Below are 22,892 nucleotides of genomic sequence, written 5' to 3' on the forward strand. Positions count from 1 at the left end.
GCAATTGGAGCTTGATCACGCAGAACTAGTGCGCGCAAGGAGGCCGGCATGGAACGAGAGCGATCCGAACCTACGAGTGATCCGATAAACGGTGGCTTCAGTTATCTGGCGACCGCTCAGGAACAGCGCCCATCTCTCGGGAAAATGCTTTCCGCTGCAGAAAAATTCCTACTAGAGAAGATCATGCAGGCTTTCGGGAATCCTCCCGTGCATGTCGTGCTATGGAATGGCCTTGAAATCCAGAACCATAATGGCGATACGGTGGCGCGAATATTCATCCGCGACCGGGATGCGTTATTTAAATTGTTTCTGAACCATGAACTCAATTTCGGGGAGTTGTACTCGGCCAAACGCATAGAGGTACAGGGCGATCTATTGGATTTCCTGGAAGCCGTGTTTCGGGTCTGGCCGTTACCTACTCAGGACAAGACGATCGACAGACTATTGGCTCCGTTCATTGATATACGGAACAACACGATCATAGGATCGCGCCGCAACATCCGGCACCACTACGATATTGGCAACGACTTCTACAAGCTTTGGCTCGACGAACGCATGCTCTACACTTGCGCATATTTCCCGCACCCGGACGCGAGTCTGGAGGATGCGCAAATTGCCAAGATGGATCACGTCTGCCGCAAGCTGGGCTTAAGGCCCGGAGATAAGGTTGTTGAAGCCGGTTGCGGCTGGGGCGCCCTGGCAATGCACATGGCGAAACACTACGACGTCACGGTGCAAGCCTACAATATTTCCCGTGAGCAGATATCCCACGCACGGGACCGTGCGCACGCTGAAGGACTGGACGGAAAGGTCGAGTTCATTGAAGACGACTACCGCAACGTGAAAGGCAAGTTCGATGCCTTTGTTTCGGTCGGCATGCTCGAACATGTCGGGACGGATCACTACCGGGAACTGGGGAAAGTGATAGATCGCAGCCTGAAGGATAGCGGCCGCGGCCTGATCCACACGATAGGCCTGAATTATCCGCGGCCCATGGATGCATGGGCGGAGCGACACATCTTCCCAGGCGCCAACCCTCCCAGCCTTGCCCAGATGATGCAGATCTTCGAGCCCTATGACTTTTCGGTTCTGGATGTGGAAAATTTGCGGCTGCACTATGCCAAGACGCTTGAACATTGGTTGCAACGGTATGAAGAGAACGTCGAGCAAGTAAGCAGAATGTTTGACGAGCAATTCGTGCTGGCATGGCGCCTTTACCTTGCAGGTTCTCTTACATCCTTCAAGACCGGAAACATGCAACTTTTCCAGGTGACCTTCTCCCGCGCGGGCAACAACCAGATACCCTGGACCAGACGATACCTGTATGAACCGGAATACCAACCCACCGGAGAAGCTGATGGAAACCTGTGATGCGCTTATCGTAGGCGGCGGCCCCGCAGGATCAAGTTGTGCACGGCAACTGCGCCAGTATGGCATGGACGTCCTGGTAATGGACAAGGCATTGTTCCCTCGCGAAAAGGTTTGTGCCGGCTGGATCACGCCCGCTGTAGTGGAAGCGCTGCAACTGGATACTCAGGATTATGCCCTGCAACATGTGTTCCAGCCGATCACTGCCTTCCGGACCGGCCTGATTGAGGGCGGAAATGTGGAGACAAGATATCCAACCACGGTCAGCTATGGCATACGCCGTTACGAGTTTGACGACTATCTGCTGCGCCGCTCTGGTGCACGTCTGCAACTTGGTCAGGCATTGAAATCGATACAAAGGAACGGCAATCAATTCATCGTCAACGATGCGGTCTCGACTCCTCTGATAATCGGCGCAGGCGGACATTTTTGCCCGGTTGCGCGCTTCATGGGTGCTCAGCTAGGAGGGAGCGAACCTGCAATCACTGCCAAGGAAATCGAATTCAAAATGAGCCTGGAGCAGAGCAGTGTTTGCGGAGTTCAAGGTGACACTCCTGAACTCTACTTTTGCCGTGATATGAAGGGATACGGCTGGTGCTTCCGCAAAGGCGACTATCTCAATATCGGGCTCGGACGCGAAGACAACCACCTGCTTTCTGAGCAACTTGAACGTTTTTGCGAATATCTCAAAGAGCGCGGCAGAATTCCGATGGGTATTCCGGACAGATTCCATGGACATGCGTACCTGCTTTATGGGCATTCCGTTCGCAACCAGATCGATGACGGCATGCTGCTCGTAGGCGATGCGGCCGGGCTGGCGTATCCGCAAAGCGGCGAAGGAATCAGGCCGGCTGTTGAGTCCGGTCTCATGGCCGCGGCCACTATCCTGGAAGCACAGGGAGACTACCGCCGCCAGCAGTTAATGCCATACAGTTCTCGCTTGCTTGCGCGCTTTGGCGCTGCGCCCGCGCCAGGCAACGCAGGGCAATCGTTCGCCGGTAAACTGCTCGCCGGGTTATTGCTGAAAAACAAATGGTTCACCCGCCATGTGGTTCTGGATCGCTGGTTTCTGCACACACATCAACTGGCCATATGAACATCAAGCTCAGCGGTCCCGTGTGCGCCAGAGACGGATAACAATATAACCACCCACCATGCCGCCCAAATGAGCAAAATGCGCAACCCCGGCCTGGCTTCCTGTCGCACCAAGAATCAGCTCGATGCCTGCATACAAGGTCACAAACAACCATGCCGGGAGAGCAATGGGCGGAAAAATGAGCATGAGCATCCTGTTCGGAAAGAACATACCGTAGGCAAGCAACAAACCAAACACGCCGCCTGATGCTCCTATCGTCGGGTAAACACTGCCGGTCACACTCGTGACGAACAACTGCATAAGCCCCGCCGACAGGATGCTGGCAAAATACAGGAGGAGAAATGACCGATGCCCCATCAGGTACTCCAGTTCACGGCCAAACATCCAGAAACCGTACATGTTGAAGGCGAGATGGGTGATGCTGGCGTGCAAAAAAGCATACGTTAGCAACTGCCAGGGCATGAAACCCGCCCCGAAAGGCCACAGGGCGAATCCGCTGACGGCAGGCTCACCCGCGCCGATCTCCAGCAGAAACCCGGCAACGGTCAAAAATATAATGGTCCAAATAGTGGACAAAGGGCTGCGCACCGCTTACCTCCTATGCACTCAGCCGAGTCTCGATTGAGTTTCACCGGCCGTGCCGTCGCATGTCTGATCGATACCACGCACTGTTTATATGGGGTCATACATCGACCGGCAATTCCCGGCTGCAATGTGCAAGTTCGATATGAATTCATCGACCAACCGTTCTTGCACAGCAAGCGTCGCTTAACTTACCAGATTTTCCTCCACCAACGACCGGTCTTTTCAACCATTTCCATGAAGACTGCCGTCGCTTCGCGTTCCCACGCGGCAATCGAGAATCCGCTGTTGCGCAGTGCGGAGCTATATTTTTTATCGCTATCCTGAATGTGTTCCTTGAGCCACAACTTGAGAAAACTCAGCAGTTCAAAATGAATCGGTTTTTCATCGATCAAGAATTTTTTGCTTAGTTGATCGAGTCGCTCTATTAACTTCCTGTGTTCAAGTTTATGCGCTTCGAAACCCTCGTAGTTGGCCTGTTGCATCAGCTTCTCTTCAAGCGCGAAATGCGTTTTTGTGTAGGCCACAAGGTCATCGAGTATGACGGCGATTTCCTTATCGGCTTGCCGCCTTGAGACAGCGATGAATAAGTGATTAAGAATGCAGATCAACTCCTGATGTTGATTGTCGATTGTATTGATATCGACGCTGTAGTCTGGCGACCACTTGAAGAAAATCTCTTCGTCTGACATGGCAAACTCGGACATTATTACCTCCCCTCGTTATGGATTAGTGCTCGCTTGATATTGAAACGAGTTCAATTAAGTCAGATAAATATCTCCTCCCAATTGATTTCAACGACCGACGGAGCTGGAGAGAGGCACAGGAATGGAAACCCATGTCGCAGTCCCGCTACCATAGTTACCCTTAGGCCGGAGACTTTGCGCCCATACTTTTCAGTACGTTTGCCAAGCAAGGTTCAGAATATTCCCTATTCAATTTATGGTCAATATGACCAGCAGCCCGGCATGTATTCCCAGGCAGGCCCCATTTCGCAAGTTTCCAAGTGGAACTCAGAATTTATCCTATTTCACGCGCAAGGATATTGAATGTGCATGGTAGTAACCATGATCCATGAAATTTAATTCATCCAGTTCTTCGCAGTGATTTCTTATAATTATCCAAGCCTGTGCGTAAATTTTTTGAGAACTCCTAATTTTGGCTGCGGTGTCTGAATGCGGCACGCAAATCAACAATTTTATTTGCATGGAATGACAGGAGGTTTTATGAAAAACTCATTGCTTATTGCTGTCATGGGTTGCGTAGTGATTTCATTGTCGGCCTGCACAACTGTCCAGTCCGGAATGGGAGCCGTCGAATGGACTCCCAGCAGCGGGACATTAAAAGAGCCCATCGGAGAAGGCTTCCATATAGTCTCGCCTTTCAGCGAAATCTATCAATACGATTTAAGGGAGCAGGAACATCAGGAAAGCCTTGATGTACTGGCTAACAACGGTCTTTCCATCATTCTCGATACCTCGATCCTATTTAAGCCTGTCAACTCCGAGCTTTTTCTTCTCCAGACAGAAATCGGACCGGACTATTATCGGATTCTCCTTGGCCCGCTTCTCCGTAGCGGGGCGCGGAAAGTTGTAGGACGTTACAGCCCGGAAGAAATTTACTCTACCAAACGTGAAGAAGTCGAAAAAGAAATATTCGCGGAGGTCAACCGGAAACTTCAATCCAAACACATTCAGGTCGATGGAATCTTGATCCGGGATGTTCACCTTCCCAAAGTCGTCCAGGAAGCAATCGAACTGAAACTCCAGCAAGAGCAAAGGGCTCTCGCCATGCAGTTTGTCCTCGATAAGGAAAGAAAAGAAGCCGAGCGTAAAAAAATTGAAGCCGCAGGGATAGCCGATTATCAACTACTGATTGGAAAAGGCTTGACTGATGCCCTTCTTCAATGGAAACAGATTGAAGCCATTGAGAAACTGGTTCAATCTCCCAACAGCAAGACAATTATTCTGGATGCAGGGAAAGGAAATCTTCCATTGATTCTGGACACCAGAACTTTTGAGCCGGAGTCCAAGCCCAATGGCGCGGGGAAGGCGCACTAAATTCCGTTCCAGCAGCGGCCATTCACATTTTCAGGGGAACCGATGTCAAAAATGGGTTGTTCATAATGGTCATGTCGCACCAATTTGATCGCCTTAATGTGATAAAGAATATTTGGACCGGTAGCCTTCATTGACGCTTCGCTTTGATTGTTGCGAAAAAGTCAGCGTATTGCATATCTTCAGTCAGAATATGATTGATCAGAATTTGTTTAATGACCAGCGCAGCGTCCACCCATTCCGCGTCTAATCCATAGGGCACAAACGAGTCCTGAATTCTTTTAAGTGTATTCTTCACAATATTGTGTGAAATTGCATGCCCTTCAGCATTAGGATATTGCCGCTCTCGAAAGAGTTTTTCTTCTTGCTCAAAATGTTGATTTGCATCCTCAATGACATCCTGCAATCGCTTCTTGATCTCTGTTGCCTTCATTCTTTCTGTGATGGAAAGATTAAGCTCGTTGATCAGCAAAATGAAGCGTTTGTGATCCTCATCGATTTCGGGAATGCCCACACTCATTCCATCATTCCATTCAATCTTCCACTGCGGTTTTTTCATCGAAAATGTCTAATGACTATCTATCAAGCCTGCCGACTCAAAAACTACAATGCACTGCATAAAGCGTTTTGCCGTATGCGCTGATCGAGTCGAGGTATTTGTGACTACCCGGAAATACTTTCTTGTGTGGCGAGCAAAGAGGCAATGTCCTTGATGAAGGTATTCTGCCCCTTCTTCATTATTACTTCATGATGCGCAGCACAGTTGACTATTTCGCAGTGGCGGTACATCTGCTTTAGTTTGCGCTCAGCTTCCTCTTGATCCCTGGCTGAGATCATAAGGCGCTCGATTGGTAGGCCATCACGCGTCCTTATGGAAAATTTGAATTTTTGCATGAACTCCCCTCCAAAGGGTTCTTCATTAAAACGGCAATTTTTTATGTTGCCTTTAGTCGTTTTGCACTCTATGCAACCAGCTACCTTATAACCATATCATAGGAATGGTTAATTGTCTGCTTTCTTTAATAGGGGCGCGCTCAAAAACCAAGTGCAAATAATGCAGCGTGAGTCAACGGTCGGCCAAGCGGCCACGGCAAGCGCATCCATTCGACTTTTGCCCGCGATGGCGGTAGCATCGCCGCCCATTTTTATCGGCCCGGTTTTAGGCCATCTCCCGCCCATGCCTGTTGAAACTCCCGCCCGCGCCTGCGGCATCGATTTCGGTACATCCAACTCGACGGCTGGCTGGCTGCGCCCTGGTCAGCCGCCCTTGCTGGCACTGGAAGACGGCAAGTTCACCTTGCCCTCCGTGATATTTTTCAATGCCGACGAAAACACCGTCAGCGTCGGTCGGGCCGGCCTCAACGAATATCTGGAAGGCTACGAAGGCCGTCTGATGCGCGCCTTGAAGAGCCTCTTGGGCAGCAGCCAGATGGAAGGCAGAACCGAAGTTCAAGGGCGCTCGCGGACGTACGTCGAATTGCTAACCCAGTTCATCGCCGAACTCAAGCAGCGAGCCGAAGCGGCAGCGGATAGATCTTTCGACCAGACCGTGTTCGGCCGCCCTGTGTTTTTCGTGGATGATGATACGGAAGCCGACCGCAAAGCCGAGGCGACCCTTGAAGCCATCGCCCGCGCCACCGGCTTCCGCGAGGTGAGTTTTCAGTATGAACCCATTGCCGCGGCCTATCACTACGAACGCCAGATCGACCGCGAGGAACTGGTGCTGATCGCCGACATCGGCGGCGGAACCTCGGACTTTTCACTGATCCGGCTCTCGCCGCAACGGGCTCGCGTCGCGGATCGGCGCGACGATCTGCTGGCCAACGGAGGCGTGCACATAGGCGGCACCAACTTCGACCAGCAACTGAGTCTGGCCGGGGTGATGCCCCTGCTTGGCTATCGCAGCAAGCTCAAGCGGGGCCTGGAAATGCCCTCCAGCTACTACATGAACCTGGCCACCTGGCACACCATCAATCAAACCTATACACGCCGGACGTGGGCCGACCTGCAGGAACTATATCTGGACACCCAGGCACCTGAAGCCCTGGACCGGCTGTTCAAGCTGATCCGCGAACGCGCCGGCCATTGGCTGGCAATGCAAGTGGAGGAAGCCAAGATCGCCTTGTCCGCTGGCGATAGCGCCATCCTGCATCTGGATCGGCTGGCACCGGATCTGCGCCACACGCTAACCCGTATCGAGTTCGAACAGGCTTCGACGCACTTGGTGGAGCGGATCGGGAGCACCCTGAGCGCTTTGCTGGCAAAGGCCGATGTGCATTGCGAGAGAGTAGATACGGTGTTTTTCACGGGCGGCGCCAGCGGAGTGCCATTGCTGCGCGAACATATCGCCTCCCTGCTGCCCCAAGCACGTCGCATAGAAGGAGACTTGTTCGGCAGTATCGGCACAGGCCTCGCGGTAGAGGCGCAACGCCGCTTCGGCTGACGACACCAACCGGCGACTGCCTCTCGGCCGAAGTGACCCTGGTGGTTTTCTGAAATGCTCCTCGGCTGCGCCTGCCAGAAGGTCTGCTTCAATATTTGAACTCACAATTGCAAACCGTTTAGCTCCCTGGCGATCGTCAGTTTTGTGCCCCTATTTTGAATAACCCTGCAAACAACTGGCTTGACAATAGATAGTTAGCTACCTATTATTGAATTAACTCATTCATCTGTGGCCGCGTCCAATGACAACAAATCGAAGGAAAAACGAACTCCAACTGACCAGCGACATCATCCGAGTAGCTCGTATTTATCGCAAAAAAGTCAGTCGCGCCCTCACTGCCTACGGCATATCAGATGCTCAGGCATTTCCTGTCCTGCATATCGCCCGATTTGGTGGTGGCATGCGCCAAAACATCCTTGCCGAAGAAATCGGCATGGAAGGCCCGTCCTTGGTGCGGCTACTCGATCAATTATGCGCAAATGGCTTGGTGGAGCGACGCGACGACAGCGGTGACCGGCGTGCCAAAACACTGCACCTGACCACAGCAGGCGAGGAACTGGCTGTATTGGTTGAGGATGCCCTGGGGAAAATTCGAAAACGCCTGCTGACATCGATCAGCGATGCCGACTTGAAAGCCACCCTGCGCGTTCTTGCGACATTGCACGCTGAACTGGAAAAGGAAAATATCCTGGTAATTGAGGATAAGAAATAAGTCCGTGTTTCAGATTAATTGGAAAAACCTGAATTTTTCGGCCGCCACTTTTGGCGCTGCCATGCTCGCGCTCTACTTGAGCATGTGCATCGATCTGCAGCAGCCCTATTGGGCAATGATGACGGTGTACATCGTCAGCCAGCCGCTCGCTGCCGCTGTGCGCTCAAAAGCCCTGCAGCGGCTGCTCGGTACGCTGCTCGGCGCATGCGCGGCGGTGGTCATGGTGCAGAATTTGGTCAATACACCTGTTTTACTTAGCCTGGCGATGGCATTTTGGGTAGGCGGCTGTCTCGCAATTTCGTTGCTGGATCGTTCTCCGCGCAGCTACATCATGATGCTGGCGGGATATACGGCAGCCATTATCGGATTCTCCAGCGTCAACCAACCAGGCGAAATATTCACCCTGGCAGTCGCCAGGTCAGAAGAAATCGTACTCGGCATCATCTGCGCCACAGTCGTTCACAGCTTGTGGTTTCCCCGCCCGGTTAGTGAAGCTTTGCGCACCCGCATCCGGAACTGGCTGGGCGAAGCGGATCGCTGGGCTCTGGACATACTTCATAGCGACAATCCTGCTGCGTTGGTAAAAGATCGGGCACGTCTGGCCGCAGCAGCCAGCGAAATCCACATCATGGCCACGCACCTGCCGTTCGACACTTCGCACTTGCGCGAAACGACAGCTGTCGTGCATGCCCTCCATGACCGGATACTGATGTTGATCCCCATCCTTTCCAGCATGTCAGACAGACTGGCGGCAATGCGCAGCGAACGATCCAGCCTGGACGCCCAGAGCCTCGACGCCATCACGATGGTTTCAGAGTGGATAAATGCGAAGAATTCGACTGGCACTTCAAGTCTTCTCATTGAAAAACTGGATTCGATGAGCGCAGCGACCAGCCGAAGCGACTGGTATTCGCTCAACCAGCTCGGCCTGTTCGCGCGACTGCAGGATCTTGTCAAGGCGCTGGATGAAGGACATGCACTTCTGGTCCATTTAAATGATGCACAATCATCACTGCCACCTGCTCTCAGCGAAATCGTCGTCAAGGCCGACGAACGCCCAATGCATAGCGACCCGGGTCTCGCCCTGCTCTCGGGTGCAGCCGCCACAATATCCATCCTGATTACCTGTGCGGTCTGGATCGATTTTGGCTGGACCGAAGGAGGCGCAAGCGCCATGCTCGCAGCCATACTCAGCTGCCTGTTTGCAGCCATGGATGACCCGACACCGGCCATGAAAACATTCGGTATTTCACTGCTCATCGCAGTTCCGCTTGCCGCCATCTATCTGTTCATTATTCTTCCAGCCATCGACAGCTTTCCGATGTTGGTAATAGCCTTGGCTCCAACCATGCTGACTGTAGGTGTGGTCATGCTTAACCCTCACAGGGCACTACTGTCATTAGTAACACTGCTCAACTTTTGCAACGCCATGGCCATTCAGGAGCGTATGAGTACCGACTTCGCCAGATTCCTCAACCTCAATTTATCCATGTTCTTCGGCGTATTCACTGCCATCTTTATCACCCGAACGTTACGATCGATGAGCACAGATGCCAGTGCCAGACGTCTTCTTCACCATACCTGGAAAAGCCTGGCGCAATTAGCCCATGGCAATAGCGAAGAAGAACCTGCGGCATTTGCTTCACACATGGTTGATCGCCTGGGTCTGCTAGTCCCGCGTCTTTCAGCAAGCAAGGACGAAGCGCTAAGTGGCATCGATGCACTCAATGAATTACGGGTCGGAATGGACCTGGTTGCGCTGCAAAACATCCGGGGCCAGCTACCAACACCTGAAAAAGCCCTTGTTGATCAACTCCTGCAAGCCATAGGCAAACACTATGCAGCCCGCACTGCCGGCGCTGCTGCCGATGACGGGCAACTTTTGCCAACTCTGGACCGCGCTTTGCACACCTTGTCATCCAGTCTCCCAGCCAGCGGCGTAAGGGCACTGACCGCCCTTGTCGGCTTGCGCCGCAATCTCTTTCCTCAAGCCAGGTTCGTCTCACGCCTTGCCGGGGGTATTGCAAGATGAGCGATGCCGAAATCTTCGGGATTTATCTGAACTCCGAATTCGTCACCAGCGTAATCGCGCTGATTCTGACCTTTGCATTGCATCGCATCGTGGTTTTATTCGGATTGAATCGACGCGTATGGCATCAGGCACTGTTCGAAACTGCCTTGTTCGTCATCATCTGGGGCGTAGTGCTGAACTTTTCCACTTCTTCCATTTCATGAATCTGCATATGTTCAAACCAAATTTAGACAAATTCGGCCGGGTTGCGGTCACGCTGATCCTCGTTGCCATTGCTTTGTTTACCCTGCGAAAGATATGGATCTACTATCAAGTGGACCCTTGGACACCGGATGGTCGGGTACGGGCGGACATCGTCCAAATCGCGCCAGATGTTTCGGGCATTGTCACCAACCTGTCCGTGACCAACGACCAGCAGGTTAAGCGCGGCCAAGTGTTATTCCAGATTGATCAAGAACGCTATACATTGGCGCTACGCGAAGCTGAAGCAGCCCTTGTCGCTCAACGCTCCAAGTTCAACCAGGCAAAGCGCGAAGCAAGGCGCGACCAGACTCTCGGTGATCTGGTGGCAAAAGAAAATCAGGAACAGGGCATATCCAGAGTTGAAGAAGCCGAAGCCGCCCTGTCCCAGGCCGTCATCAACCGCGACCTGGCTGCACTCAACTTGCAACGCACCCGCGTTGTCGCACCTACCGATGGTACGCTTTCCGATCTCAGTCTGCGGGTGGGCAACTACGTCAGCGTTGGAAAACCCGTGATGGCATTGATCGATGCAAACTCGTTCCGCGTAGAAGGCTACTTCGAGGAAACCAAGCTCCAGCATATCGCTGTCGGTCAGGCTGCACGAGTGAAGCTGATGGGTAACCCAAAGCTTCTGCAAGGGCATGTGCAGAGCATCGCCGCCGGTATCGAAGACCGCGACCGTGCGTCCGGGAGCAACCTGTTGCCCAACGTCAACCCGACCTTCAGCTGGGTTCGCTTGGCACAGAGGGTGCCGGTGCGCATCGCCCTCGACAACCCGCACGAGGCTGCGCTGATTGCCGGACTCACAGCAACAGTAACAATTCTTCAGTCCAGCTCCGGCGAAGGCAAGCAACCATGAACGCAAGGATTCCGTTGGGGGGCACTCTGATCCTCATGCTCGCCGCCTGCACCAACGTAGGGCCGGATTACGCCGTACCAGCGCAGGCGAAAATCAACGCGGCGAGTGCCCAGAAGCCATTTATGGGGGCAACCCAGAGCGATCCCGTTCGGGGTAATGCACCCAACGACTGGTGGAAACAGTATAACGATGAGCAATTGAACCATCTTGTCGAAGAAGCCCTGGCCGCGAATACCGACCTGCGCATTGCGGCTGCCAATCTCGCCCGCAGCGAAGCAGTGGTAATGGAGGTCAAAGGTGCTGCAGACGTTAAAGCGAGTGCTTCAGCTTCCGCTGTTCGCGCCCGCCAATCCGGCGAGGCGTTTCTCTTGCCAACCCCCATACCCGTAGAGAATCTGGGCGACGCCGGTGTCAATGTTTCCTACCAGGTTGACCTCGTGGGCGGGTTGAAACGCGCAGCCGAAGCAGCCACAGCTGATGCTGAAGCAAGCCGGGCGGCACTCGATCTGGCGCGCATCAGTATCGTCGCCGATGTCGCCCTCGCCTACACAGAAACATGCGCTGCCGGACAGGAACTGGAGATTGCCCGGCACAGCCTCGATCTTCAGCAACAAAATCAGGATGCAGTCGCCCGTCTGGTTGCCGGAGGCCGCAGGACAGTAGTTGATCTGCCACGCGCCAACAAACTGGTCGATCAAACCCGATCCAGCATCCCCATCTACACCGCGCGCCAACGCATCGCCCTTTACCAGCTTGCCGTGCTTACCGGCCACACACCGGGCGAATATCCACGCGAGATCGCCAGTTGCAAACAGTTGCCGAAATTATCCAGCGCTATTCCTGTGGGCGATGGTGCAGCGCTACTGCGCCGACGTCCCGATGTTCGCCAGGCTGAACGCGCCCTTGCCGGAGCCACCGCCCGTATCGGCATAGCCACTGCGGCGCTCTATCCCAACATTACGCTCGGACTCTCGGACGGTGCCACAGGTATTCTTGAGCATATGGGACAGAAACAGACACAACGTTGGAGCATAGGCCCGCTGATCTCCTGGAGCATGCCGGGCAATCTGGAAAAAGCCCGTCTGCGCCAGGCTGACGCCAGTACCGATGCTGCTCTGGCCCACTTCGATGCCGTCGTCCTCAAAGCACTGCAGGAAGTCGAAAATACGCTTACCGTTCTGGCCCGCGACCTCGATCGCAACACCGCACTGCGCCAGGCACGAAATGAAACCGACGAAGCCAGCCGCGAAATACAAACGCTCTACCGGGCTGGTCGCCTGACCTACCTTGACGATCTCGACGCCCAGCGTAATCTTTCAACTGCCGAAGCCGACCTCGCAACCTCCGATGTGCAAGTGGCAATAGATCAGGTCAAATTATTTCTGGCACTTGGAGGGGGATGGGAAAAAGAGGTTTCTTCAGGGAGTCAGCCGAAACTAACTGACAATGATCGATAAATGAATGATGGTCTCAACCGTCTGTTTCTCGGCAAAAGAGACGATGGCAATTTTCTGAAAAAAACGGTTGAGCAGCTGGGTTTGATGTCTTCTATCGAATAGCAAACTCCGCCTTTACAACCGAAGCTGTCAGTTGGCTCTGTTGGCTCACGAAAAGCACAGTTACCAATTGTCTAAACGACCAATCTTGAAAGACCGGGATCGTTTCGGAAAAGCACACACCATTTGGCAACAGCCGACAATTCCGCAGCCGGATGAGTCATCTCGCGCACACGTGCCCGCACTTGGCGAAGTTTTTCCTTGGCTGCTGGATTATTGCCCGTACCGCATCGCGCCTTGGCAGTGGTGAAGTCCGCAATCAATGTATCCACCTGCTGCCAGATCTTGCGGCGTGCCTCGGCTAGCGGCACATGCTCATTGAGCTTAAGCCGCTTGACCGTCTCATGGACACGCTCTTGGTCCCACGCAGAAATACCCGGCATCGGAATGACCTTCCCCTCTTCATCGAAGGCAAGCAGTGCCACATCGTCGTCGTCAATTGGGTCAAGCAGGTAATGCACTTCAGACTCCTCGCAGGGATGAGCGTAAGTCGAGCGCAATGATCCATCCTTCAGGGGAAACCAGCCGCCTTTCTTTCGATTACCGACATTGCCGCACAAACGGAAGTTCATGTAATCGAAAGCCAGCCACCAGTAGCCATCTCGCTCTGCGTCGCCAAGGGACTTGGCTTCTTTCTTTGGACGAAAGTGCTCCACGTCATAGTGAGAGTACAGTTCTCGCACTTCGGAAAACCAGCACTTCCCGGCGGATAATGCCTGTAGCCACTCTTTCAACGCGCCCCAGTGGGTACTGTTTGCATCAATAAGTGCGTTGCGCTCCTTGCTCTTCCCTGCCGCATCCAATGCGGCCAAGTCGATCTTCAATTGCTGGGATTTGGCAAACCATGCATCCCACTGCGCCTGTGTCCACGGGGTCCAACCGGGAATATTGGTGTCGGTTGGCAGCTTGTTTTCCAGATCGATCCAGATCACAGCTCATCCTCCTCGCGCAATATCTCATCAATGATTTGCGCCGCAATGGCGTCTTGCTCGATCTTCTCCTCTGCGGTCAGTACTGGCTTTCTAAACTTGCGGTGCTGCGCCATCTTGCTCACAAATAGCGCATAGTCCGGATCGCGAAAATCGGCGGTGGAAAATCCCAAATCCGCCAACTCGGCGCTCAAACGGCTCAGTTCGGCATTTTCTTCGGCAGTGCGCGGTTGTTTTACAAACAACTCATTGCGACGGAACAGGCGGCGTTCGGTTTCAATGTCCAGTGTGGAAGATAGCCCGAACAGATCGCTCTTGAGCAGCCCTGTCACCCCCATCCCCTGCGGATTCTCATCCGGCACATGCACCACGGTGCGCTCACCATCGCGGCGCAGGATGTGCACCTGCTCGCGCTTGAGGCTGCCGACCATCAGCGGGTCGTGCGTGGTAATCAGGATTTGCGACTCACCTTGCACTAACGATCCCTTTTCCGGCTCCAGCACCTTTTCGATGTCGTCGAAGTAACGCAATTTCCAGATCGGATTCAGGTGCGTATCCGGCTCGTCGAGCAGGAACAGGCAATGGTCTTCGCGTGTGATGCGCATCAGCCCCAGCACGGTGAGCATCTGCAACTCGCCCTCGGAAAGCTGCTTGAACTCGATGGCATCGCCTTCCGCGTTGCGCTTGCGCACATTGATGCGCACTTCTTCCAGCAAGTCGCCGATGTAAGCCGCTTCTGCGTAGCGGAAGAAACGTTCGGGCGTACCCACCTCGCGCCCCAGCTCCTTCAGCTTCTCGTTACTGGGTACGAAGAGGTACAACAACTCCTGCTTTTCGGGACGGCGGCGGAAATCAATCGCCACCTGCCGGGTCTCCTGCATTGGCGCCCAAGCCACCTGCCAGAGCTTGTTCAGGAAGCCGCTGACTACTGTGCCGCGCGCCCACCAGAAACGCGCATCGCCCTCGATGTAATCGCGCTCTTCCAGTGCCCGCGCTGCATAAGGTTTTTTCAATACAAACAGCGCCGACTCAATGGACTCGATGTGCAGCATCTTCAGCAAGTCCTGGAACACCTTGTCATCCGACAGCAGGCAAGCCAGCAACACCAACTGGCTGTGCCCACCCCGGCAGTAGAACAAGCGCCGCACCAGATCGTCATCGTCGGAGCGCAACAACTGCTTGTAACGCTCCTGATGCGTGCGAAACAAACCCTCGATACGCTCGTTGCGTCCCGAGTAATAGGCGAACACATGCGAAGGCAAATATTCCCGCGCATGCTCAACCAGAAAACCTTGCGTGCGCTGCTCGCGGTCAATCCACACAAACGGCAAGCCTTGTTCCGCCGTGCGCGCCTCCAGCTTCACTTCATGGCCGCGCAGGCGGTATTTCAGCGTGTAATCAAAAGCTGCGGGCTGGTTCAAATCGACATTGCGGAAAATTGTAATCAGCGCCTCGATCAAGTTGGACTTACCCGTGCCATTCTGGCCGATCAACGCATGGCTGCGGATAGGCTTGGCAGCCTCATCGGCTTGCCCCGGCATGGGTTCCAGTTGCGCCGCAAAATCCATCACCACATCGCGCAGGTTGCGAAAATGGGGAATTTCCAAATGAAGCAGTTGCATCTCAGGCTTCCTCTTTCACGATGACTTTTGCTACCAGTTCCCCATCTGGATACCGCTTGGGGCCTGGAGGTGCATCTTTAGCCAAATCGTAGCTGGGGTCTTCAACCCAGCCGTGCGCCACCTCGGTTTTAAGTTGTGCGTAAAACGCATCAATCTCGCCGCCGAAGCGTTGCCACAAATCCTTGGCGGGCATCTCGCCGTTGTGTCGGGCGAGGAGAGTGGCCAGTGGCGCTTGGGCTTTGATGTCGGGGGCTTGCCCCAGGCGCACGAGAGCAATCAATTCGGTTTGCGGGGCTTTCATGGGTTCCTCTTGTTGGTCGGGGGTAATGCCAGTGATGCTGGCCATAGTCGCTCTTGCCAATAATTCTGCCAGCCTGCATCCGCTAGCAAGTTGCTGAACCAAGCGATCACAGATCACTTGGTATTGCCGCAAGCTTTCAAGTATTTGAGTTCTCTCGGCTAGCGGAGGAATGGGAACCGAAACGCTGGCCACCTGAGTAAGGTTTAACCCAGGCTTGTCTCCATAGATGTAGCGCGATAACAAGTTTCTGCCGCCATTGGCATTAATCATCCAGAAGTGAATGAATTCTGCCATGCTGCTGTCATGCAAACGAATAAGCGCAACGTGCTGACTCACGTATGCTTTGCGATTCAGGTTAGGCACCGTAGCACACTTGCCAACATTCCCACCTGTAATAGTCAGAAGCAAGTCGCCTTCTCGTACCAATGTCCGTTTGCCTTCCGCTTTCTCGGGTAGAGAGACAAACGCAGGATTCTCGAACACCAATGCATCATGCCGAATATCTTGAGATCGAATGAATGAGTCACCCGATGAGGATATGTAGCTTTTCCATCCACGGGAGCCGCTCGTAATGTACTCAGACAGCTCGCTGAGCGTCTTCCAATCCCAGCCAATGGGCAGACTGGGCAAGTCCTCGTCTGCCGAAGCGGTGTTTATCTTTGCACCCGGCAGAAGTATGCCTCTCATCGCCAAATCAAAAATAGCATCGCGAAGAACCATGACATCCTCCGGCGCATGAAACAGCCGCCCGAAGTTGTCTGCCAGACGCGACCATGCGGCTTGCAGTTCGTGCGGGCTGTTGGCAACGGCGACGGCTTGCAGGGTGGAGAGTCGTAGATTGTCTTGCAGCTTGCTTCGCGCTTGCTGCTGCGCTTCCAGCTTGTCGCACAAGGCCATCAGCTCATCAACTTTGGCGACGATGCGGGGTATTTCGTTCTTCGGCGGCAATGCAATTAAAATATTCGAAATCGAATCCTGATTGAGGGTATTGCCTTTGATTGCAGCCTTGTTTCCAGCAGAGAGATCAAAGCCGTTTAAACATTTGAAAAAATAATCCTTCAAGGCATCCGAAAATGGCTCAATTCTAATGATGGCTTCGTTGTGATAAGCATCTACGCCGAGCAAACAAAGCTTTCCAATGGTCAGCTTGAAGCTCATTAGCAAAGAACCGGCAGGAACGGGTGAACTCTTGAAAATCTCGTTTCTCGCTGCTTCAGACACGGTCTCACTGGAGACGCTCATTACCTGCCCATGTTGAAGATCGGCGATTGAAAACCAAGGGTATTCGCCCGTATTCCAGTACTTATTTTCTTTTCGTGGCGGTGTCCGCCCGGCTGAAAAATTACACAACTCGCCAAATCTGCACCACTGCCAGTTATTTGGAATTTGCCAAGACCCAAGGAAGTTTTCATTCCGAATTTTTCGATTGATTCGAATTTCGCCATCGTTACCCAACTTTTCTCGGTGTAATGCGATTTCGGCCAAGAATAGCGAGGCATCTTCACCCACAAGCTGATTTGTTAGTCGACCAGAAACGGCAAAGTGCAGTACAAGCTCCCGCAACTTCGCCACGCCCCCCGGCGCATTGGCAATATGCCCAAACTCCGCCAAAAATTGCTGTGCGTCCATCAGGCAGGCTCCTCATCGGCATGCCCATCGTCAGCCAGGGCTTGCTCGATTTGCTCGATGCTGGGCAGGCTGGTTTGCAGTTCTTCCGGGAGGGATTCGAGCAGTTTGTATTCGGCGATGCCCATGGGTTGCATCTTGTCGCCCAAGGCATATTCGGCCACGACCTTGTTCTTGCTCTTGCACAGCAGCAGGCCGATGGTGGGGTTGTCCTGCTCGGCCTTGACCTGCCTGTCCACGGCACTGAGGTAGAAGCTCAGTTGCCCGAGGTGCTCGGGCTTGAATTTGTCGGCCTTGAGTTCGATGACCACGTAGCAGCGCAGCTTGAGGTGATAGAACAGCAGGTCAATAAAAAAATCGTCGCCGCCAACCTCCAGTTGTACCTGACGCCCGACGAAGGCGAAGCCGGCGCCCAGCTCCAGCAAGAACTGGGTGATGTGCTGTACCAGCGCGGTCTCGATTTCCCGTTCCCCCGCTTCCTTGCCGATGGACAGAAAATCGAACAGATAGGGGTCTTTGAGCGATTGCCGCGCCAGATCGGTTCCGGGGGCGGGCAAGCGCTCGGCAAAATTGGTCACGGCCTGTCCTTCCCGCTCCAGCAGGCGGGTTTCGATGTGTATTTCAAGCAGGGTGCGCGACCAGCCATGGGCAACGGCGCGTTCGGCGTAGGCCAGCCGCCGTTTCGGCTCTTTCAGTTTGGTCAGCAGGACGAGGTTGTGGCCCCAGGGCAATTGTCCAACAGCCTGTTGGACAATTGCCCCGTCCGGCCAGGCATCGGCGAAGGCGCGCATGTACATCAGGTTGGCGCGGGAGAAGCCTTTCATGTCGGGAAAGGCGGCGCGCAGGTCTTGCGCCAACCGCTCGATCACTTTGGCACCCCATCCTTGCCGGGCCTGGCGCGCCAGGATGTCGCGCCCGATTTGCCAATACAGCAGAACCAGTTCCCGGTTAACCGCCAGTGCGGCTCGCTGCTGGGCGTTGTGTATGCGGGTTTTAAGTTCGGCGAGCCAGTCAACATAGTCCGGCGGCAGCGGTGCAATATCAGGCATCCGTCGCCTCCACACCGGTGAAATGATGCGCCAGCGCCGCAGCCAGTTCGCTCTTGAGCAGGTTTTCGGTTTCCTCGATTTCGCCCAGCAGTTTTTTGTATTTTTCCAGCAGCAAGTCGGGGTCGTGGATTTCGTCCTGTGGCGCGCGCGGATTCGGTTGGTCCAGATTGAAGATGGGCCAGTAGAGTCGGTCGCCTGCGGCCTTGGCGTCGCGGGCTTGCAGGCGCAGCGGTTCGACCTGCGCGCGCAGGTCGGCAATTTGGGTTTCGGTCTTTTCGCGGCAGATGACATCCTGCGTGCCCACCAAACTCTTGCGCAGGTCCGAGGCTTCGCTTTCCAGCTTGGCGGCGGCGTTGTTCAGTTCTTCGGCGCGTTGCCAGTGCGGTGCAGCAGCGGCTTCGGCCTTTTCTCGCTCGATCTTGAATTCATATTTCCAGGCCCGTTCGTTTTCCTCGCGGTCGGCAAAGCCGTTTTCCTCATTGCCCCACCACGCTTGAATCGATGCGAATTCCTCGAAACGGATCGGCTTGGTTTTGGAATAGCTCTTGTAGCCCGCCGGGTAGGGATGTTCGTAGAACCAGATGGTGTCGGTGTGGAAATGTTCGGTACCGTCGTCCACCACTGCGCCCTTGGTGAAGAACAGCAGGTTGGTCTTGATGGTGGTGTAAGGCGCGAATACGCCCTTGGGCAGTCGGACGATGGTGTGCAGTTTGCAGTCGCGCAGCAGCAATTTTTTCAGCGTGTTTTTAATGCCGTCGCCAAACAGGAAACCATCAGGCAGCACCACGGCGGCGCGTCCGTTTTCTTTCAGCAATTTTTTGACGATGAGCGCCATGAACATGTCGGCAGTTTCACGGGTGCGCAAGTCGGCGGGATAGTCGCTGCCGACACCATCGTCTTCAAAGCCGCCGAAGGGCGGGTTGGTGATGATGCAATTGACTTTATCGGCGCCCCATTCGTTCCAGGGGATGCCCAAGGTGTTACGGCGCTCAATCTGATAAGGGTTGTCGATGCCGTGCAGCAGCATGTTGGTAGTGCATAGCAGGTGCGGCAGTTGTTTCTTTTCGATGCCGTGGATCAGTTCCTCTATGGCTCGTTTATCGGCGGCTGAGGAGTGATTGTCCAACTGGTTGCGAAAATGGTCGATGGCGGCGGTCAGGAAGCCGCCGGTGCCACAGGCCGGGTCCATCACCGTTTCGCGTTTATCCAAACGCGGATTGACGCGATCAGCCATAAAAGCGGTGATGGCGCGGGGTGTGTAGAACTCGCCTGCATTGCCAGCACCGCGCAGGTCGTTGAGCAGTTGCTCATAAACATCTCCGAGTTGGGCGCGTTCCTTAAAGTCGTCGAAATGGATGGCGTCTTCCAGCTTTTCGATCACAGCCAGCAACTGCGGACCGGATTTCATGTAGTTGTTGGAGTCTTCAAAGACCTGCTTGATGACCTTGTGCGCAGAGCTCTTGCTGGGATCTATTCTTTCTTTCAGCTCGGCGAACAGTTCGTTATTGACGAAACCGATGATTTCAGTCGGCGTCTTCTGCGGTGCTTTCTTTCCGTCTTTGCCGGGCACGTAGGCGGCCCAGTTGCGCCAGCGAAAGCGCTCGGGCAAGGGCGATTGATAGGCGGCGTTGTCGTCTTCCCATTCTTTTTCGCGCTGGTCGAAAACTTTGAGGAACAGCATCCAGGTGAGCTGGCCGAGTCGTTGGGCATCGCCATCTACGCCGTCGTCCTTGCGCATGATGTCCTGAATGGATTTGATGGTGCTGCTGAGGTTCATATTGTTTTGCTCTTGGGTCAGGCTTGTTTTTGATCCGGCGTGTCGTAGAGCGCTTGCTCCAGTTCATGCACGGCTTGGGTGTATTGCTCGACACCGCCAAAGATGCCGCGCCGTATTTGTGTCTTGCTGCCAAACTGGTCGAAGGGCGGCAGTTCCAGCACTTTGGCATCTTCGATGTCTTGCACGCCGTGGTCGGCGAATTTTTCGAGCAGGGCTTCAAGCACTGCGCGCGCTTGCTCGCCGTATTTGCCGAACACGTTGCGCTTTTTGACGTTGTTGGCGCGCTCACGGCGGGTGAGCGGCTTTTGGTCGAAGGCGACATGGGCAACGAGATCGAAGGCGTCCAGTTCGCTTCCATTGGCCACGGCTTGTTGCAGTATTTCCAGCGGTACGCCGTGTTCAGCCAGTACCTCCAACACAGCTTGTTTGCGTTCGGCAGTGTTCCAGCGGCGCAGGAAATCGGTGAGATTGCCGAACTCGGCTTGCAAGGCTTTCTTGATGCCGTCCTTGAGCAGGACGCGGTAGTCTTCGGTGATGAGCTTGCCGTCGGCATCGAGGTATTGCGAACGCTCCACCGCCAAGCGCACGTTCACGTCGCCGATGACATATTTGATTCGACCTTTTCCTCCGTCGCCACCTTCGTCATCGCCGGGTTCGGTATCGTCTCCTTCCGTGTCGCTTATGTCATAAGGTGTCGGTTCCGGCTCGTTGAATCCGGGCGGGTTGGTGATGTCCGGCGGTACGACTGGCTCATCGGGCTTGGGTTCGTAGATCACCACGGGTTCGCCATCAAAGTCCGGATCGGCAAACAGGCGCGTCGCGCCCTTGAAATCCATGATGGTGAAATAGAGCTTCTGGTAGTCCTCGCGCAGGCGGGTGCCGCGTCCGATGATTTGCTTGAACTCGGTCATCGAGTTGATGTTTTGATCGAGCACGATGAGCTTGCAGGTCTTGGCATCTACGCCCGTGGTCAATAACTTGGATGTGGTGGCAATGACGGGATAAGGTTCGTCGTTGTCGATGAAGTAGGAGAGCTGCGCTTTGCCTTCGCTGTCGTCGCCGGTGATGCGCATAACGTAACGGCGATTGCTGGCCGCAGCGGGGATCAACTTGACCAGCTCCTGGCGCATGCGCTCCGCGTGGTCCTGGTCGTCGCAGAAGACGATGGTTTTTGCCATGGGGTCGGTGGCTTTGAGGTATTCCCAAATCTTGCTGGCAACAAGCTGGGTGCGCTTTTCCAAAACAAGATTGCGGTCAAAATCTTTGGTGTTGTACTGGCGTTGTTCAACCACTTGCCCGAGCTTGTCGATCTTGCCTTTTTCGGGGGTGTAGCCCAGCGCATCGACATCGGTAGCGATGCGAATGACTTTGTAGGGAGCAAGGAAGCCGTCCTCGATACCTTGCTTGAGCGAATAGGTGTAGATGGGTTCGCCGAAATACTTGTAGTTGAATTCGGGATCTTCAATGACCCGCACTTGCTTTTTCTTATCAAACTGCGTCTTCTCTTTGGGCGTGGCAGTCAGACCCAGATGGGTGGCGCTGCTGAAGTAGTCGAGCACTTCGCGCCAGGCGGAATCTTCGGCGGCGCTGCCGCGATGGCATTCGTCAATGACGACCAGATCGAAGAAGTCTTCCGGAAACTGCCGGTAAATTTGCTTCCACTCTTCCTTGCCGGTCACAGCCTGGTAAAGCGCCAGATATATCTCGTAGTTTTTCTTGACCTCGCGATTGGTGACCTTGTGCATCACTTCGCCAAAGGGGGCAAAGTCCTGCTGTATGGTTTGGTCAACCAGAATGTTGCGATCAGCCAGAAACAGGATGCGTTTTTTGGATTTTGCTTTCCACAGTCGCCAGATGATCTGGAACGCGGTATAGGTCTTTCCGGTGCCGGTCGCCATGACCAGCAGCACGCGTTGCTGCCCCTTGGCGATGGCTTCAATGGCGCGGTTAATCGCCACGCGCTGGTAATAGCGCGGCTCGCGACCGCTACCGTCCGTGTGATATGGTTGCTCGATGAGTTGAACGGCGGCGGGGGCTGCTAACCCTTTCCACTGCTGATACAAGGGCCAGAGATCGGCCAGTGAGGGGAATTCGCCGAGTTGTAGCTCGCGCTCAACCGGCTGCGTCAGGCCGGTGCGGTCATGCAGCAGAAAGCCTTCGCCGTTGCTGCTGAGCGCAAAGGGGGCATCCAGCATTTCGGCATACAGCAATGCCTGCGGCATGCCTTGTCCCACCTGAAATTTTGCCTGCTTGGCTTCGACTACCGCGATAGGAACGTTGGGGCTTGCGTAAAGCACAAAGTCGGCACGCTTCGGCCCGCCTTTGGCATCGGGATTCTTGATGCGCGCAGCCAATTTACCTCGCACCATGACGCGACCGTCTGTGAGCTGCACTTCCTCTCGAAATTGGTGCTGTTGCCACCCCGCTTGCTGAATAGCCGGAGTAATGAACTTGGTACAGATGTCGCGCTCTGATAAGTCCCGTTTATCCATGTATGGTTTGTCGGCAGCATGCAGACCGTGGATTGTTCTTGAGAACGGAGTTTACCATTCACTTGATACACAAGGATAACTAGTGATAACACTGATTATCACTTACTGGTTTGATCTTGATGGTGGAAATTTATGACCGAAAGGATTT

At 54.2% G+C, this 22,892-nt stretch carries 19 protein-coding genes and 1 riboswitch; of the genes, 9 read left to right on the forward strand and 10 right to left on the reverse strand.

Annotated features, from left to right (window positions below; genetic code table 11):
* The first annotated feature begins 48 nt into the window (after positions 1–48).
* Together QOY30_RS11265 and QOY30_RS11270 are read left to right on the forward strand one after the other, a co-directional pair.
* On the forward strand, positions 49–1,371 hold the full coding sequence (locus QOY30_RS11265; protein WP_283744715.1) for an SAM-dependent methyltransferase: 1,323 nt from the start codon (positions 49–51) through the stop codon (positions 1,369–1,371).
* Positions 1,358–2,464 (forward strand): NAD(P)/FAD-dependent oxidoreductase, encoded by a 1,107-nt coding sequence (locus tag QOY30_RS11270; protein ID WP_283744716.1) that lies wholly within the window; start codon positions 1,358–1,360, stop codon positions 2,462–2,464. Before QOY30_RS11265 ends, QOY30_RS11270 begins: the two co-directional genes overlap by 14 nt.
* A gap of 9 nt (positions 2,465–2,473) precedes the next feature.
* Here the strand turns inward: QOY30_RS11270 and QOY30_RS11275 are convergent, their stop codons facing one another.
* Both QOY30_RS11275 and QOY30_RS11280 read right to left on the reverse strand, forming a co-directional pair.
* On the reverse strand, positions 2,474–3,052 hold the full coding sequence (locus QOY30_RS11275) for a rhomboid family intramembrane serine protease (protein WP_283744717.1): 579 nt from the start codon (positions 3,050–3,052) through the stop codon (positions 2,474–2,476).
* 185 nt (positions 3,053–3,237) lie between these two features.
* Positions 3,238–3,753, reverse strand: coding sequence for a bacteriohemerythrin (locus QOY30_RS11280; protein ID WP_283744718.1), 516 nt, complete (start codon positions 3,751–3,753; stop codon positions 3,238–3,240).
* 132 nt (positions 3,754–3,885) lie between these two features.
* Positions 3,886–3,966: riboswitch (cyclic di-GMP riboswitch) on the reverse strand.
* 306 nt (positions 3,967–4,272) lie between these two features.
* On the opposite strand from QOY30_RS11280, the gene QOY30_RS11285 reads away from it, so the two are divergent.
* Positions 4,273–5,106 (forward strand): prohibitin family protein, encoded by an 834-nt coding sequence (locus QOY30_RS11285; RefSeq protein WP_283744719.1) that lies wholly within the window; start codon positions 4,273–4,275, stop codon positions 5,104–5,106.
* Positions 5,107–5,233: 127 nt separating this feature from the next.
* Here the strand turns inward: QOY30_RS11285 and QOY30_RS11290 are convergent, their stop codons facing one another.
* The gene (locus QOY30_RS11290; protein WP_283744720.1) at positions 5,234–5,662 is read right to left on the reverse strand and encodes a bacteriohemerythrin; all 429 of its coding nucleotides are present in this window, start codon (positions 5,660–5,662) and stop codon (positions 5,234–5,236) included.
* Positions 5,663–5,766: 104 nt separating this feature from the next.
* Positions 5,767–5,997, reverse strand: a complete 231-nt coding sequence (locus tag QOY30_RS11295) for a hypothetical protein (protein ID WP_283744721.1) — start codon at positions 5,995–5,997, stop codon at positions 5,767–5,769.
* 160 nt (positions 5,998–6,157) lie between these two features.
* Here QOY30_RS11295 and QOY30_RS11300 point away from each other — a divergent pair, with 160 nt between their 5' ends.
* From QOY30_RS11300 to QOY30_RS11325, 6 genes are all read left to right on the forward strand, one after another.
* Positions 6,158–7,546, forward strand: a complete 1,389-nt coding sequence (locus QOY30_RS11300) for an Hsp70 family protein (RefSeq protein ID WP_283744722.1) — start codon at positions 6,158–6,160, stop codon at positions 7,544–7,546.
* 241 nt (positions 7,547–7,787) lie between these two features.
* A complete protein-coding gene (locus QOY30_RS11305; protein WP_283744723.1) occupies positions 7,788–8,258 on the forward strand; it encodes a MarR family winged helix-turn-helix transcriptional regulator in 471 nt (156 codons plus the stop codon).
* Positions 8,259–8,262: 4 nt separating this feature from the next.
* Positions 8,263–10,290 (forward strand): FUSC family protein, encoded by a 2,028-nt coding sequence (locus tag QOY30_RS11310; protein ID WP_283744724.1) that lies wholly within the window; start codon positions 8,263–8,265, stop codon positions 10,288–10,290.
* Complete coding sequence (locus QOY30_RS11315; protein ID WP_283744725.1) at positions 10,287–10,493, forward strand: DUF1656 domain-containing protein; 207 nt, start codon at positions 10,287–10,289, stop codon at positions 10,491–10,493. The genes QOY30_RS11310 and QOY30_RS11315 overlap by 4 nt, the downstream gene beginning before the upstream one ends.
* Positions 10,494–10,501: 8 nt before the next feature.
* Positions 10,502–11,392, forward strand: a complete 891-nt coding sequence (locus tag QOY30_RS11320) for an efflux RND transporter periplasmic adaptor subunit (protein WP_283744726.1) — start codon at positions 10,502–10,504, stop codon at positions 11,390–11,392.
* Positions 11,389–12,849 carry an efflux transporter outer membrane subunit gene (locus QOY30_RS11325; RefSeq protein ID WP_283744727.1) on the forward strand — a complete coding sequence of 487 codons (1,461 nt, stop codon included), beginning with the start codon at positions 11,389–11,391 and terminating at the stop codon, positions 12,847–12,849. Before QOY30_RS11320 ends, QOY30_RS11325 begins: the two co-directional genes overlap by 4 nt.
* A gap of 173 nt (positions 12,850–13,022) precedes the next feature.
* Here the strand turns inward: QOY30_RS11325 and QOY30_RS11330 are convergent, their stop codons facing one another.
* Genes QOY30_RS11330 through hsdR form a run of 6 tightly spaced genes read right to left on the reverse strand, consistent with a single transcriptional unit; the run spans position 13,023 to position 22,744 of the window.
* Positions 13,023–13,880 (reverse strand): HNH endonuclease family protein, encoded by an 858-nt coding sequence (locus QOY30_RS11330; RefSeq protein WP_283744728.1) that lies wholly within the window; start codon positions 13,878–13,880, stop codon positions 13,023–13,025.
* Positions 13,877–15,499 carry an AAA family ATPase gene (locus QOY30_RS11335; RefSeq protein ID WP_283744729.1) on the reverse strand — a complete coding sequence of 541 codons (1,623 nt, stop codon included), beginning with the start codon at positions 15,497–15,499 and terminating at the stop codon, positions 13,877–13,879. The genes QOY30_RS11330 and QOY30_RS11335 overlap by 4 nt, the downstream gene beginning before the upstream one ends.
* A 1-nt stretch (position 15,500) precedes the next feature.
* A complete protein-coding gene (locus QOY30_RS11340) occupies positions 15,501–17,429 on the reverse strand; it encodes a restriction endonuclease subunit S (protein ID WP_283744730.1) in 1,929 nt (642 codons plus the stop codon).
* Positions 17,429–18,475, reverse strand: coding sequence for a PDDEXK nuclease domain-containing protein (locus tag QOY30_RS11345; protein WP_283744731.1), 1,047 nt, complete (start codon positions 18,473–18,475; stop codon positions 17,429–17,431). The genes QOY30_RS11340 and QOY30_RS11345 overlap by 1 nt, the downstream gene beginning before the upstream one ends.
* Positions 18,468–20,252 (reverse strand): class I SAM-dependent DNA methyltransferase, encoded by a 1,785-nt coding sequence (locus tag QOY30_RS11350; protein ID WP_283744732.1) that lies wholly within the window; start codon positions 20,250–20,252, stop codon positions 18,468–18,470. The genes QOY30_RS11345 and QOY30_RS11350 overlap by 8 nt, the downstream gene beginning before the upstream one ends.
* 17 nt (positions 20,253–20,269) lie before the next feature.
* Positions 20,270–22,744 (reverse strand): EcoAI/FtnUII family type I restriction enzme subunit R, encoded by a 2,475-nt coding sequence (gene hsdR, locus QOY30_RS11355; RefSeq protein ID WP_283744733.1) that lies wholly within the window; start codon positions 22,742–22,744, stop codon positions 20,270–20,272.
* Between the last annotated feature and the right edge of the window lie 148 nt (positions 22,745–22,892).

The organism is Sideroxydans sp. CL21 (assembly GCF_902459525.1).
Lineage (GTDB): Bacteria > Pseudomonadota > Gammaproteobacteria > Burkholderiales > Gallionellaceae > Sideroxyarcus.

Excerpts from the sequence above, each read along its gene's own strand:
- QOY30_RS11265 (WP_283744715.1), top strand. The coding sequence starts at position 49 with ATGGAACGAGAGCGATCCGAACCTACGAGTGATCCGATAAACGGTGGC.
- QOY30_RS11270 (WP_283744716.1), top strand. The coding sequence starts at position 1,358 with ATGGAAACCTGTGATGCGCTTATCGTAGGCGGCGGCCCCGCAGGATCA.
- QOY30_RS11280 (WP_283744718.1), bottom strand. The coding sequence starts at position 3,753 with ATGTCCGAGTTTGCCATGTCAGACGAAGAGATTTTCTTCAAGTGGTCG.
- QOY30_RS11285 (WP_283744719.1), top strand. The coding sequence starts at position 4,273 with ATGAAAAACTCATTGCTTATTGCTGTCATGGGTTGCGTAGTGATTTCA.
- QOY30_RS11290 (WP_283744720.1), bottom strand. The coding sequence starts at position 5,662 with ATGAAAAAACCGCAGTGGAAGATTGAATGGAATGATGGAATGAGTGTG.
- QOY30_RS11295 (WP_283744721.1), bottom strand. The coding sequence starts at position 5,997 with ATGCAAAAATTCAAATTTTCCATAAGGACGCGTGATGGCCTACCAATC.
- QOY30_RS11300 (WP_283744722.1), top strand. The coding sequence starts at position 6,158 with ATGCAGCGTGAGTCAACGGTCGGCCAAGCGGCCACGGCAAGCGCATCC.
- QOY30_RS11305 (WP_283744723.1), top strand. The coding sequence starts at position 7,788 with ATGACAACAAATCGAAGGAAAAACGAACTCCAACTGACCAGCGACATC.
- QOY30_RS11315 (WP_283744725.1), top strand. The coding sequence starts at position 10,287 with ATGAGCGATGCCGAAATCTTCGGGATTTATCTGAACTCCGAATTCGTC.
- QOY30_RS11320 (WP_283744726.1), top strand. The coding sequence starts at position 10,502 with ATGTTCAAACCAAATTTAGACAAATTCGGCCGGGTTGCGGTCACGCTG.
- QOY30_RS11325 (WP_283744727.1), top strand. The coding sequence starts at position 11,389 with ATGAACGCAAGGATTCCGTTGGGGGGCACTCTGATCCTCATGCTCGCC.
- QOY30_RS11335 (WP_283744729.1), bottom strand. The coding sequence starts at position 15,499 with ATGCAACTGCTTCATTTGGAAATTCCCCATTTTCGCAACCTGCGCGAT.
- QOY30_RS11340 (WP_283744730.1), bottom strand. The coding sequence starts at position 17,429 with ATGGACGCACAGCAATTTTTGGCGGAGTTTGGGCATATTGCCAATGCG.
- QOY30_RS11345 (WP_283744731.1), bottom strand. The coding sequence starts at position 18,475 with ATGCCTGATATTGCACCGCTGCCGCCGGACTATGTTGACTGGCTCGCC.
- QOY30_RS11350 (WP_283744732.1), bottom strand. The coding sequence starts at position 20,252 with ATGAACCTCAGCAGCACCATCAAATCCATTCAGGACATCATGCGCAAG.
- hsdR (WP_283744733.1), bottom strand. The coding sequence starts at position 22,744 with ATGGATAAACGGGACTTATCAGAGCGCGACATCTGTACCAAGTTCATT.